This is a genomic window from Chitinophaga sp. YR573, assembly GCF_900110995.1.
In the GTDB taxonomy this organism is placed as follows: domain Bacteria; phylum Bacteroidota; class Bacteroidia; order Chitinophagales; family Chitinophagaceae; genus Chitinophaga.
Map to the genome: position 1 here is coordinate 827,177 of NZ_FOJF01000003.1, position 13,345 is coordinate 840,521.

Here is a 13,345-nt window from a genome sequence, read left to right on the forward strand (position 1 = left end):
CTTTGGATGATGGCATCTTTGCACCATCATTTAAAACAATACGGATGAAACATATCCTTTCAACAGCATTATTAACAACTTTAATCTTATTCAAAATGAATGTACAGGCACAAAGTTTCAAGGTTATTGAAACAGACAAATTAAAATTGCAAATTTACAACGCGTCGGAAAATAGTTTTGGTGTAGCATCGGTCATTGTATCAGGGAAAACCGATGCGGTATTAATTGATGCACAATTTACATTAGCGGATGCTGAAATAGTTGCGCAAGAAATAAAAAAAACGGGTAAGAAGCTGACTGCAATTTATATTTCTCATGGTGACCCCGATTTTTATTTCGGGTTAGAGGTATTCAAGAAGTATTTTCCGGAAGTAACTGCTTATGCCTCAGCAGCAACTGTAGACCATATCAAAGCTACTGCTCAGAAAAAATTAGAGGTTTGGGGTGAAAGGCTTGGCAAAAATATCACATCAAATGTCATTTTACCACAGGTTTTAAAAGGAAACAGCATTGACTTAGAAGGCCAGAAATTAGAAATAATTGGCCTGGAAGAATTTCCGGCTAAAACGTTTGTTTGGATACCTTCTATAAAAGCAGCCGTAGGCGGAATAAACGTTTTTGGAACTAGTTTCCACCTTTGGATGGCAGATGCTGCTACAACTGAAGCCCGTGAACAATGGATAGCGGTTTTGAACAAAATTGAATCACTCCAACCAGCGATTGTAGTTCCCGCTCATGGTAAATCTGAAACAGCTTTTGACCTGACAGCAGTCAGGCATACAAAAAGTTATATCCAATTCTACGAACAGGCATTAAAAACCAATAAAACATCAGAAGCCCTGATCGCTACATTGAAAGCAAAATATCCAACCCTTACTTTTGAAACTGCTCTGCAAATAGGTGCAAAAGTAAACACAGGTGAAATGAAATGGTAAAATCAACAATTATCTTCAACCTGGCAATGCTTATAGCTTTGTCAGGTTGTTCTTTAAATAAAGAAAAAATGACCAATTTAGAGATCGTAAGGAGCACTTACGAAGGGAAAACTTCGGAAGAAAATGGCAGAAACCTTGCTAAATATGTAGCAGAAAATATCACCTGGACCGAAGCCAAAGGTTTTCCGTATGCAGGCACTTACATCGGTCTGGAAAGTATTACGAAAAATGTCTTTAGCCGATTAGGCAGTGAATGGACAGATTATAAATTTACGCCGGAAGACTATGTTGCGGGTGAAGATAAGGTTGTTGCTTATGGCACTTACACGGGTACCTATAATGCTTCAGGCAGGTATTTTACGGCGAGAGTGGCTCATGTTTGGAAATTGAAAGATGGGAAAATTATAAGTTTTGAGCAATTCGTTGATAGTCAAACGGTGAACAATGCAATAAAATAACCTTCTATTGATAATTATATCCTGATGCAGTACTGAGGTAAAGGCATTTCTTACATTAAAGGATTTTAAGGCTGAAAACGTCTGGTCTGGGGTCGACTTTGTCCACTTGCCTGATTACAGGTTGACGTAACTTTATGCGAAGATTACTTTTGAGGAAACAAAAAATTCCATAAGTATGTCAAATAAATCAACATTTAGCCGTCGAAACTTTTTAAGTGATGCATTCAAGATACTTGGGGCCACAGAATTAGCTATGATAGGATTGGGGAATATGAGTTTCATCAATAAAAGTTTTACAGATGATCATGAGAAAAACGCTTCATTCGACTCATTAAAACAAATAGATGCGGGTCTTCTGAATATAGGGTACGCAGAAGCCGGTCCTGCGAATGGTCAGGTTGTAATTCTTTTACACGGATGGCCTTATGATATCCATAGTTTTGTAGATGTAACACCGATACTCGCGGGAAAAGGCTACAGGGTACTAGTCCCTTATTTACGCGGCTTCGGCACCACGCGTTTTCTTTCAGATAAGACATTCCGAAATGGTCAGCAGTCCGCAATTGCTCTCGACATCATCGCTTTCATGGATGCCCTGAAGATTGAGAAGGCAGTGCTTGCCGGTTTTGATTGGGGGGCACGCACGGCCAACATTATCGCCGCACTTTGGCCGGATCGCTGTAAAGCCCTTGTCTCTGTGAGTGGTTACCTGATTGGCAGTCAGAAAGCCGGTAAGGTACCGTTACCGCCGGGGGCCGAGCTGCAATGGTGGTATCAATATTATTTTGCTACGGAACGGGGCCAGGCAGGCTATGAAAAATACAGGCATGACTTTGCAAAACTAATCTGGCAGACTGCTTCACCAAAGTGGAACTTTGATGATGCCACATTTGACCGCAGCGCCGCGTCTTTCCAAAACACTGATCATGTTGCAATCGTCATTCACAATTATCGCTGGCGGCTAGGTTTAGCGGCGGGAGAAGCTCAGTACGACGACCTGGAAAAGCGTCTTGCAGAAGCTCCTGTTATCAGTGTCCCATCCATTACACTTGAAGGTGATGCCAACGGTGCTCCACATCCCGACAGCAGTGTGTATGCAAAAAAGTTTTCTGGCAAATATGAACACAGGGTTATTAATAAGGGGATTGGACACAATTTACCACAAGAAGCCCCCAAAGCATTTGCAGATAGTGTTGTTGATGCAGATATTCTTTCTAAATAAACCTGATACGCAGAGCAATCCAATGTTCGGGTCTTTAACCTTAAACACGTTTATGTCAACCAATAGCTCTTTTTGCTTTTGGTTGACATAAACGTGTTCCTTAAAATATGACATCCACTCATCCCAACAATTATTACCCAAAAAGGTTCCGGTGATAAAAACGACTGATTTTGTTGAGGGCATTGTCCTGGTTATTATTTCAGATGGGGATAGATCATAAAAAGTGCCATTTACATAAATAATTGTTAATCAGTATATTGATACTGCTATCTAAATTATTAGCACGAAATACCGTTGCAGTATTAAATCTTACCACGAAATAAAAGAGTAAATTTGAATAGCCCCCTAGAGCCATTTGTTTCAAATAAAATAAGATTGTAATGTGAATATCATGCTGAGATGTTTAACGACAGTACTTTTTGTTTGCGTGTGTTCTAACATTTATAGCCAACCACTTACCAGCCCCCTGGCAGTAAACAGCTACAATATTGCTCAAAAAAAGTTACTTGTCTTTAGTACTGCCAGATTTATTAATCTTATGGCACAAAATAATTTAGACAGAGATAGTGTAATGCTGATAGCCTGCAGGATAACGGGCTTACCTTTTCTTCTCCCTTACACCGGAGATGATGATAACACTGATTTAATTAATGCCGGCAAGGTCCATGAAGCAATCCGATCGTTGAAGAGCCTGAAAAACGAAGAGCGATTACAATTGTTAATTGAACTGGCTACCTGGTATCTTCATAAAGCAGGGGCATACAAAACAGACCTTGATAGTGCGAATTATTATATACAGGAGGCCTTAACATTAAGTGCAAATGACAATAACAGGCGATATGAATGTCTTGATTTACTTGGTGAATACTACCGCCAAAGTGGTAACGAGCCGGAAAGCAAAAAAATTTATCTTCAGATAGTTTCATCCAGCCAAAAGGAAATTAAAGCAAATGCCTGGCATCGTTTAGGGCAATTGCATACAGGAATTAATTCTTCAGATCTGACATTCCTGAACAATTCACTTGTGCTTTATCAGCAATCAGGATTAAAGGAAAAGCAGATCGAATTGTTGTGGAACATCGCAGACTGTCACCTGAAATCTGATATAAGTCTGTTTAAAAATGATATTCTCCGGATTTTAGAAATACAAAAATCAATAGGGTATAAGCATTCTCTATTTGCAGAATATGAGCTGTCTTTTGTATGTGTGGCACAGGCAAAATATTTAGAGGGCCTGAATCATGCAAATGCTGCCCGTGAAAATATGAAATGGTCTGGTATCACTGCACTTGAAGGGACATTTGATATGCGGTTGGGAGTGGTGTACTGGGCTTTAGGAAAAAATGCTGAAGCATTAACCTGGTTTAAAAAAGGTCTTGAGAACAGGAGCCTGGATACACATTTATTCTGGTTCAAAAGCTTGTTGTATGCGACTTCGCTGCTTGCTGAAGATATAGGCCGCCCCGAAGAATCTTTATCCCTTATGAAGGACGTTATCAGTAAATATCCCCCTATAACTCCCTGGGAAAAAGCCCAGGTATTTTCCATAATTGGGGCATGCTATGCAAGATTAAACAACTACAGATTAGCGGACGAAAATTATATGTCATTTTTTAAACTGAGCAATGAATATCCGGGTATAGATCCCATTGGAGAATTTGGAGAGACTTATCTGGAAATCGCCAATTTTTATTTATCAAAGTCGAATTTAAAATCAGCCCGATTGTTCGCTAAAAAAGTCATGTCAGGTAGTACACTGTCAGTCTGGTCCCTTGCCAGTAAAAACTATATGCTGTTTCAAATTGATTCTTTTGCGGGCAATTATAAATCCGCTCTGAGTGATCATATCCAATATAAACACTACGCCGATTCAGTGAATAGTATAGAACAGCGGAAAAAATTCGATGAACTGATGATAAGCTACGGAGCGGAAAAGAAAGACCGGGATATTAAAATACTTGAACAGGAAAAGAAATTGCAGGGCACGATGTTGCTGCAGGAGAAATTTACCCGTAACTGGATATTGGGAGGTGTGGTGCTTTTACTGATAATCGTGGGTTTACTCGTGTACAATATGAGGCTTAAACAACGAACAAATAAAAAGCTGGAGATTCAGCGAAAGGCAATTGAGGAACAAAACTTTACCTTACGTCATTTGGTAAATGAAAAGGACTGGCTGGTAAAGGAGATCCATCACCGTGTTAAAAACAACCTGCAAACAGTCATGAGCCTACTCAACTCGCAGTCGGTATATATTGATAATGATGCAGCACTTACTGCCATTCACGACAGCCAGCATCGTGTACATGCCATGTCGCTTATTCATCAGAAGCTATATAACTCAGAAAACGTTTCTGCTATTAATATGTCGTTTTACATCCGTGAACTGGTATCCTATTTACGCGACAGCTTTAATACGGGACAACGTATACGCTTTGAGTTTGTTATTGAGCCACTGGAAATGGATGTTAGTCAGGCCGTTCCTCTGGGGCTGATATTAAATGAAGCAATTGTTAATGCAATAAAATATGCATTCCCTGATGGCAGAAATGGAATAATCTCTATTACGCTTTCAAAGACGGCTCCCGATCGTTATTTACTCAGTATTTCGGATAACGGGATCGGAATGCCTGCGCATTTTAATAATAAAAAGTCCGGTTCATTAGGCATGAGTCTGATGGCAGGATTAAGTGAAGACCTTGATGGCGTTTTTTCCATAGAAAATAATATTGGCACTACGATAAAAATATCATTTATGCATGAATTGGGTGTTAGCGTACGGATCTATTAACCTTCAAATAATTAAAATTGAATAAGAAAGTACTCATCGTCGAGGATCAGTTTGTTGAAGCAAATGACATTCAGCTTATGCTTGGAAAAGCAGGTTATGAGGTTTGTGGTATCGCACGTTCGGTTGCCATTGCTCAGGAAATGATAAAGAAAGAACGCCCTGCACTTGTATTGCTGGATATTTTTCTGAAAGGAAAACTTACCGGTATTGATCTGGCCAGGGAGTTGAAAGAAAGCAATATAGCTTTTGTTTATTTGTCCGCTAATTCAAATGAAGAGATATTATCTGCAGCGAAGACTACAGAGCCATATGGCTTTATCGTAAAGCCTTTCCGCGAGAAAGACCTGCTCATAACATTGGAAATTGCACAATACCGTCACGAACATAGTCGTGAATCAAAATATAGAAGAGAAGCTGAATTAGTGCAGCAATTGGAGAAGACGGTCAATGAAAATGTTGCATGGAAGGAAAAACTGTTGCCAATAATAAAAATAATCCAGCAAGAAATACCTTTCGACTACCTGGCTATTGGTTTTGATGGACCAGGGAAAATTGTCAATAGTTTTTTAAGGACCGGTTTTAATGAATATCAAACGATCGGAATAACAGAACTCTCAACGATTACCAATACTACAGAGAATAACCTGCTGAAGATCCTTAATACAGAAGATGGTAAAGAAACTGTTGCAGCCTTTTTTAATGATGAAGAATTTGAGAAACAAGCACAGCGTCCTTCATGGAAAAAAATTGCAAGAGAAACATTTCATATGAAGTCTATGCTTTCATTTCCCCTGCTACCGGAAAATGATATATGTTTTTACAGTCGCAGGCCGGATACGTACAGTACAGAACATATAACCCTGATGCATCGTTTACAATCAATCCTCATAAGATATCTTAAGCGAATACCTGATGTTGAAAATATCAGGAATGTAAAAATCAGCAGCACTGTTCCGGATTCAACGAACCCGGGGTTTGAAAAGATCATAGGTAACAGCCATTTGCTGCTGAATGTATTCGGCCTTATCACACAGGTAGCTCCTTTTGATACTGCGGTGCTGATATTAGGGGAAAGCGGCACTGGAAAAGAAAGGATTGCGGATAGTATTCATAACCTTTCGTCACGAAAAGGAAAAGCATTTGTAAAAGTAAATTGTGCAACATTGCCTGCCACGCTGATCGAATCAGAATTATTTGGTCATGAAAAAGGCGCATTCACTGGCGCAACAGATAAAAGAAAGGGAAAGTTTGAGCAGGCGAATGAAGGAACTATTTTCCTGGATGAGATTGGTGAAATGCCAGTTGACCTGCAGGTAAAACTTTTACGTGTATTACAGGAAAAAGAAATAGAACCGGTTGGAGGCCAATCATCTGTTAAAATCAATGTTCGTGTCATCGCTGCTACCAACAGGAATCTCGAGAAAGAAGTAGCGGAGGGCCGTTTTCGTCTTGATCTTTATTATCGCCTTAATGTATTTCCAATTGAATTACCGTCTTTGCGTGAACGGGTTGAAGACATACCTGCCCTGGCTAATCATTTTATCGCTTACTATAATCGCAAGGCAGGAAAGAAAATCACCGGGTTTTCGGATAAAGTATTAAGACAAATGACGGAATATAGCTGGCCTGGAAACATCCGTGAGCTTGAGAATATAATAGAACGGAGCGTATTGCTTGCAAAAGGAACAGTTATTGAAGAAATCTCACTACCGGTAGTTCAAAAAAAGAATAACCCGGATTCTCATACGAGAACGATCCATGAAAATGAGCGGGATTATATCATCTCCATTCTTAAAAAATGTAATGGCAAAATCTGGGGTAGTGGTGGAGCCGCAAAAATATTGAGTATCCCTCCATCTACATTGAATTCCAAAATGAAAAAACTGGGTATCAGGAAAGGAGATAGTGAATAATTATCACACTTTCTTTATCAGTAACCTGTCACATGCTACCCGGCTTAACATCTCAGATTTTCTCTTACCATAGCTAACAGTCATTGTACCATCAAAAGGTTCCATTGAAATGATCTTCAATACAACGCCCAGCTGAAGGCCCCGGTTATTCAGGAATTTCAGGAACTCATCGGAAGAATAGATAACGGCAGCAAGCGTTACTGTATCTCCACTCTGGCATTCACTTAGTTTGTTATATTCCACCCAAACGATATTTCCATTTCTGTCGGGTATAGGTGATCCATGTGGGTCTACTTTGGGAAATCCCAGTATCTCATCCATCTTTTCAAAAAAATCAGGCGATTGTATATGCTCTACCTGTTCGGCAATATCATGTACCTGTTCCCATCCAAATCCCATTTTCTCCACCAGGTACATTTCTGTGAGCCTATGTTTACGGATGATCAGGGCAGCTTCCTTTTTCCCTTTTTCGGTCAGCCGGATGGGTTTGTAACTTTCATAATGGACCAGCTCTTTTTCAGCCAGTCTTTTCATCATACTGTTTACAGTAGGCATTTTGATATCCAGCTGCTTGCTTAGCTCATTTATGCTCGTTTCCCCTTTTTCATTAGCAATATTGAATATTGCTTTCAGGTAATTCTCCTCCGTTTGCGAGTTCATGGGCCAAAGTTAATAATACTTAGTTAAGACTAACTCAGGTTTAAGCTGATAAAATACTTTTGTTAGTCTAATCTAACAATTTATATTTGTATTGACTAATAAACAGTTTAGGCCAATGAAAAACTTTTACATTGCTTTTATAATTATAATAACCGGAATAATCCTTATACAGGCTTGTTCAAAGCTGGAACCAGCTGCTCTGGCTGATGATCAGTTATTGGACGGACCCGTGGACGGCCTGAATTATGAACAAAACGGACGGTTTCTGGCAGGAGATAATGCCTTTAATAATGAGATCTTTACGGTTGAAAAGGGGGTAGGACCTATTTTCGTGGCTACCAGTTGTGGCAGTTGCCATGCCGGCGATGGCAAGGGACACCCTTTTACCACGCTTACCCGCTTTGGGCAGGTAGATGAGACCGGGAATCATTTCCTGGATAAAGGAGGCCCTCAACTACAGAACCGGGCTATTCCCGGTTACTTACCTGAAACAATTCCGGCAGGAGCCACCTTCTCTAAATTTACACCACCTGGCAACACAGGGTTAGGTTTTCTGGAATTAGTATCAGACCAGGATATCCTGGCGATGGCAGATCCGGATGATGTAAACGGGGATGGTATCTCCGGAGTTCCTAACTGGAATACAATACCGGCTTATATCAACCCCTCAGTTAATGCCGTAACTCAAAACGGAAAATACATCTGCCGGTTTGGTAGAAAGGGAAGTATTTTCAATCTCCTGCAACAAACAGCAAATGCTTATAATCAGGATATCGGCATCACTTCTGTATTTGCAATTACAGATGTCTACGACCATCAGGAAACAGATCCGGAGGTCTCTACGCAAACAGTTAATAATGTAGTCTTCTACCTGCAAACTTTAAAAGCACCTATTCAGCGTAACCAGCAAGACCCCGCAAGCATCAATGGTGGTACTGTCTTTACACAGATCGGCTGTGAAAGCTGCCATAAGCAAACATTGAAAACAGGATATTCTCCGGTACAAAGCCTTTCCTACAAAGAATTTCATCCCTATACAGATCTGTTGCTGCATGACATGGGCAGTGGACTGGATGATGGTTATACCGAAGGCTCTGCCAAAACACATGAATGGCGTACTGCTCCGTTATGGGGGTTAGGGCTTTCTCCCAAGTCACAGGGAGGTGGTTACTTCCTGCTGCATGATGGTCGTGCAACAAGCATTGAACAAGCAGTAGAAATGCATGGTGGCGAAGCCACAGAAGCAAGAAGGAATTACAGCAGTCTTTCCCCGGCAGACAAAGATGCGTTGCTGAAATTTTTAAAATCCTTATAAAGCCATGAACAGAAAAGAATTTATACAACATTGTAGTTTTGCCTGCCTGGGGAGCATAGGTGCTGTAGCAATGCTGCAAAGCTGTGGCACAAGCAAAGAATTATCCGGTACTATCAGCGGGGATGATTTAATTGTATCGTTGACTGATTTCGAGACGATGGCCGGTAAAGAAAAACATTTTAAAAAGTACATCGTAGTGCAAAATGAACGGTTGAAACACCCCATTTGTATCTATCGCTTTAGTGAAACGGAATATACTGCTTTATGGATGCGCTGTACCCATCAGGGAGCTGAATTGCAGGTCTTTGGCGATAAACTTCAATGCCCGGCGCATGGCAGTGAATTCAGCAACAAAGGTAATATACAGAACGGCCCTGCTGCCATACCTCTCAGATCGTTTCCGGTAAGCATTGACAAGGATCAACTAAAAATCTCTTTAAAGAAATGAGCATCAGATATATACTCCCTTTCATCATGTGTACATATATTACTGCCCATGCACAGATTGATGAAAGTCTTCTAAAAACCATACCGAAAGATACTGTGAAGCAGGCCATGAACATGGATGCGATCTATAATCGCCCGTTTGTCAGCGTAGGCAAATTACCCGTTTCTGTGGGTGGTTACATGGAGGCTAACTGGCAGCACCTGGGAACAGATGGCATCAGTGAAGGGCATCAGTTCCAATTCAGGCGAATGACTTTATTCGTAGCCTCTACTATCAGCAAACGTATCAAATTCCTTAGTGAAATAGAGTTTGAAGACGGCGCAAAGGAAATAGCTATTGAGTTTGCGGCGCTGGACGTGGAATTACATCCTTTATTGAATCTCCGTGGTGGCATGATCATGAACCCCATTGGAGCCTTCAATCAGAACCATGACGGCCCTAAATGGGAATTTACCGACCGTCCCATTGCTATGACACAAATGTTGCCTGCTACCTGGAGCAATGCCGGTTTTGGTTTATATGGCAAGTATTATAATAAAGACTGGATGTTTGGCTATGAGGCCTACTTATCCGGAGGATTTGATAACTCCATCATCAACAACGAAGAGAACAAAACATTCCTGCCTGCAGCTAAGAATAATTCTGAACGCTTTGAAGAAAGTGCCAGCGGGGAACCATTATTTACGGGCAAAGTGGCCCTTCGTAATAATAAAATAGGAGAACTCGGATTGTCTTATATGGGTGGGGTGTATAACAAGTACCAGGATGATGGTATAAGGTTAGATGAAAAAAGGAGTGTAAATATCTGGGCAATTGATTTTAATACAACATTACCGGTACTTAATACTTTCATTACCACCGAATGGGCATGGATAAAGGTAAATGTGCCGGAAACGTATTCACAGCAATATGGAAATAAGCAACAGGGAGGCTTTATGGATATTGTACAGCCTATCCTGAAACGAAACATATTGGGCTGGAAGAAAGCTACCTTAAACATTGCCTGCCGTTTGGAATATGTAGACTGGAATGTAGGGAAGTTCAAAGAGACCGGTGGAAATATTGCGGAAGACTTATGGAGTATTATGCCGGCTATCAGTTTCCGGCCAACTTCAGAAACGGTACTCCGCCTGAATTACCGCTATCAGAAACAAAAAGATCTTTTAGGCAATCCACCTTCTGTTACAAGTGGTTTGAGTTTTGGAATTTCGACTTATTTTTAAAGGGATGCAGGGATGTTGTTTAAACATCCCTGTTTTTCTCTATATTAGCTGTTAATAACACCTTTCAGTTGGAAAAAAACATTCCGGTAAAAAACAAGATCAACTCAGAAAAACATATAAAGGCCGAACCTTTCAGAAAAGAGACCCGTACCACAGAACCTCACAAGCATAAACAATACTTCGAGCTTGTTTTTATCACAACAGGTACAGGGGAACACTGGATCGACGGTATAAAATATGATGTAAAGCCCCCGGTTCTTTTTTTCATTACGCAGGATCAGGTGCATAACTGGGATTTGAAAAGTGAGCCGGACGGGTATGTCGTTATTATTAAAAAATCCTTCATAGAAAAAAGCCTGGACCTTCAGTTAAAACTACTGCTCAACAGCATAAGTACTTTACATTGTCTTTATATAACAGAGAATGCCACCCTCTATCGTTTATTTGAATTGCTGGCAGAAGAGAACAAAACAGAAACAGAAAGTTCCTTTCCGGTTATTGAAAGTTTGTTAAAAGCCTTGCTGAGTAAAGTGCAGCAAATAGCTGGCCCTGGAATCGATAAAATCTCTCAAAAAGCAGACCTGTACCAGCTTTTTCTGAAACTACTCAACCAGCATAATCCTATAAGAAACAAAGTATCTTATTATGCAGGTATTTTAAATACTACTCCCCAGAATCTTAATACAGCCTGCCGTAAAGCGATTGATCTTCCCGCTGCGGAAGTCCTTGCCGGTTTTATTATTAATGAAGCCAAACGCTTACTGTTATATACAGATAAAACAGTCTCCGAAATATCTTTCTCTCTGAATTTTAATGATCCTTCCCACTTTGTAAAATACTTCAAAAGGCTCTCCGGATATACTCCCCAATCATTCCGGGAAACCAAATAGAATATACCAGGATATTTTCAAAAATACCATATTGCAGCAATAGCGATCTCTAATTTTAGTGCTGCAGACCTGTGCCTGTTAATATCGTATTTAATATGAAAGATAACCGTCGTTTGAATCCATTGGTTAAGCTATTTACAGTCTGTTACCTGCTGGTAATAACAGAAGAAAGTTTCGCCCAACAGCATCATCTTTCTATTAAAGAAGTATTATCGCTGGTACAGACACAACAACCCGAATTGAAAGGTTATAAAGAGCAGGCAGTGGCAGCCGGTTATGCTGTAAAAGTAGCGCAGAATACGCTGATACCGGAAGTAACAGCCGGTTACCAGGCAGGCTATGCAACTTATAACAATATTACCGGTATGAGTTACCCGGGTTTAATACTGCCTATCAGTGGGCCACCCTCTGCCGGCAATACATATGATCCGGTACCAGGTACAGCCTTAACTGCCCTGTTAAAATGGAATCCTGTGACTTTTGGCCAACGCCAGGCAGCTATTGAAAAGGCCGCAGCACAATACAAATCGGCAGCCAGCTATTATAACGATTTTCTTTTCCGGCAACAGTATGCAGCCATTGCTACCTACCTCGATGCCATATATCTCCGAAAACAGCTGCAAAATTATCAGGCGAATAAGGAGCGTACCGAAGCAGGACTGCAACAATCACTTATATATGCACAGGAGGGTTTACGCCCCGGCATTGATACCACACAGTTTCAGGCAGCATTGGCCCAGGTGGAAACAGACCTGCTCACTATACAACAGCGATACTATGCACAGCTTACTGAATTAACCCGCCTTACAGGATTGCCAGATGCACCGGATAATATTCAGTTATCAGATACTCTGCTGATCTCACAGATGCCTTCCACTACAGATACTACTAGGTCTCTGCTAACGCATCCACTATTACAATATTATCAGACTAAAAAAGCCGTAAGTGAAGCCGCATTAAAAGAAGTGCAACGCGCCTGGCGCCCACGACTGGATATCTGGGCGAATGCTTATGCAAGAGGTTCTGGCATAGCAGCAGATGGCAGTGTCAATAAATCTGCCGGCTGGTCTCTTACGCAGAAGAATTATGGAGCCGGTATACAACTGAGTTTTCCGCTGTTGCAATTCTCACAGGTAAATATCCAAAAGAAGCAGTATCAATCAATCGTAAAAGCAGACGATGCACAACTGACTCAGGTAACCTTGAATTTGCAGAAGCAGCAGCAAACAGCACAATATAATTACCGGCAGAATATCTTAATTGTTCGTCGGGCAATGGTGCAATCGCAAGCAGCACAATATGCCTTCGACGGATTGAAATTAAGCTATGAAACCGGTCTGATAGACTTTACAAGACTCATTCAGGGACAATACGACCTGCTAAAAGCGGAAGCTGGTCAGGCAGGTGCATTCCTGCAGTTATGGCATAGCTTACTGGATATCGCTGTAGCCAATGGTAATCTGGATGAGTTTATAAACAGTATAAAATAA

Annotated in this window: 11 protein-coding genes; 10 read left to right on the forward strand and 1 reads right to left on the reverse strand. The window is 40.8% G+C overall.

The window, feature by feature from the left end; all coding sequences use genetic code 11:
• The first annotated feature begins 44 nt into the window (after nt 1-44).
• The 5 genes from BMW86_RS29855 to BMW86_RS29875 all read left to right on the forward strand — a co-directional run bounded on the left by BMW86_RS29855 (nt 45) and on the right by BMW86_RS29875 (nt 7,319).
• On the forward strand, nt 45-935 hold the full coding sequence (locus BMW86_RS29855; RefSeq protein WP_089787220.1) for an MBL fold metallo-hydrolase: 891 nt from the start codon (nt 45-47) through the stop codon (nt 933-935).
• Nucleotides 929-1,393: a nuclear transport factor 2 family protein gene (locus BMW86_RS29860; protein ID WP_218149259.1), complete on the forward strand. Its 465-nt coding sequence runs from the start codon at nt 929-931 to the stop codon at nt 1,391-1,393. The genes BMW86_RS29855 and BMW86_RS29860 overlap by 7 nt, the downstream gene beginning before the upstream one ends.
• Nucleotides 1,394-1,568: 175 nt before the next feature.
• Entirely contained in the window at nt 1,569-2,615 is a 1,047-nt protein-coding gene (locus BMW86_RS29865; protein WP_089787223.1) for an alpha/beta fold hydrolase, read from the forward strand.
• Nucleotides 2,616-3,153: 538 nt separating this feature from the next.
• Nucleotides 3,154-5,406 carry a histidine kinase dimerization/phosphoacceptor domain -containing protein gene (locus tag BMW86_RS29870; protein ID WP_177189438.1) on the forward strand — a complete coding sequence of 751 codons (2,253 nt, stop codon included), beginning with the start codon at nt 3,154-3,156 and terminating at the stop codon, nt 5,404-5,406.
• A 17-nt stretch (nt 5,407-5,423) separates the two neighbouring features.
• On the forward strand, nt 5,424-7,319 hold the full coding sequence (locus tag BMW86_RS29875; protein ID WP_089787227.1) for a sigma 54-interacting response regulator: 1,896 nt from the start codon (nt 5,424-5,426) through the stop codon (nt 7,317-7,319).
• Nucleotides 7,320-7,322: 3 nt separating this feature from the next.
• Here the strand turns inward: BMW86_RS29875 and BMW86_RS29880 are convergent, their stop codons facing one another.
• Complete coding sequence (locus BMW86_RS29880) at nt 7,323-7,979, reverse strand: metal-dependent transcriptional regulator (protein WP_089787229.1); 657 nt, start codon at nt 7,977-7,979, stop codon at nt 7,323-7,325.
• Between the two features lie 115 nt (nt 7,980-8,094).
• On the opposite strand from BMW86_RS29880, the gene BMW86_RS29885 reads away from it, so the two are divergent.
• The 5 genes from BMW86_RS29885 (at nt 8,095) to BMW86_RS29905 (ending at nt 13,345) form a co-directional block, all read left to right on the forward strand.
• Entirely contained in the window at nt 8,095-9,294 is a 1,200-nt protein-coding gene (locus tag BMW86_RS29885) for a di-heme oxidoredictase family protein (protein WP_089787231.1), read from the forward strand.
• Nucleotides 9,295-9,298: 4 nt separating this feature from the next.
• On the forward strand, nt 9,299-9,742 hold the full coding sequence (locus tag BMW86_RS29890; protein WP_089787233.1) for a QcrA and Rieske domain-containing protein: 444 nt from the start codon (nt 9,299-9,301) through the stop codon (nt 9,740-9,742).
• Between the two features lie 26 nt (nt 9,743-9,768).
• Nucleotides 9,769-10,965 (forward strand): hypothetical protein, encoded by a 1,197-nt coding sequence (locus BMW86_RS29895; protein ID WP_255373043.1) that lies wholly within the window; start codon nt 9,769-9,771, stop codon nt 10,963-10,965.
• A 68-nt stretch (nt 10,966-11,033) separates the two neighbouring features.
• Entirely contained in the window at nt 11,034-11,855 is an 822-nt protein-coding gene (locus BMW86_RS29900; RefSeq protein ID WP_089787235.1) for an AraC family transcriptional regulator, read from the forward strand.
• 95 nt (nt 11,856-11,950) lie between these two features.
• On the forward strand, nt 11,951-13,345 hold the full coding sequence (locus BMW86_RS29905) for a TolC family protein (RefSeq protein ID WP_089787236.1): 1,395 nt from the start codon (nt 11,951-11,953) through the stop codon (nt 13,343-13,345).

What these genes read in the sequence shown, in the direction of transcription:
- BMW86_RS29855 (WP_089787220.1), top strand. Translation starts at nt 45, where the DNA reads ATGAAACATATCCTTTCAACAGCATTATTAACAACTTTAATCTTATTC.
- BMW86_RS29860 (WP_218149259.1), top strand. Translation starts at nt 929, where the DNA reads ATGGTAAAATCAACAATTATCTTCAACCTGGCAATGCTTATAGCTTTG.
- BMW86_RS29865 (WP_089787223.1), top strand. Translation starts at nt 1,569, where the DNA reads ATGTCAAATAAATCAACATTTAGCCGTCGAAACTTTTTAAGTGATGCA.
- BMW86_RS29870 (WP_177189438.1), top strand. Translation starts at nt 3,154, where the DNA reads ATGGCACAAAATAATTTAGACAGAGATAGTGTAATGCTGATAGCCTGC.
- BMW86_RS29880 (WP_089787229.1), bottom strand. Translation starts at nt 7,979, where the DNA reads ATGAACTCGCAAACGGAGGAGAATTACCTGAAAGCAATATTCAATATT.
- BMW86_RS29885 (WP_089787231.1), top strand. Translation starts at nt 8,095, where the DNA reads ATGAAAAACTTTTACATTGCTTTTATAATTATAATAACCGGAATAATC.
- BMW86_RS29890 (WP_089787233.1), top strand. Translation starts at nt 9,299, where the DNA reads ATGAACAGAAAAGAATTTATACAACATTGTAGTTTTGCCTGCCTGGGG.
- BMW86_RS29895 (WP_255373043.1), top strand. Translation starts at nt 9,769, where the DNA reads ATGTGTACATATATTACTGCCCATGCACAGATTGATGAAAGTCTTCTA.
- BMW86_RS29905 (WP_089787236.1), top strand. Translation starts at nt 11,951, where the DNA reads ATGAAAGATAACCGTCGTTTGAATCCATTGGTTAAGCTATTTACAGTC.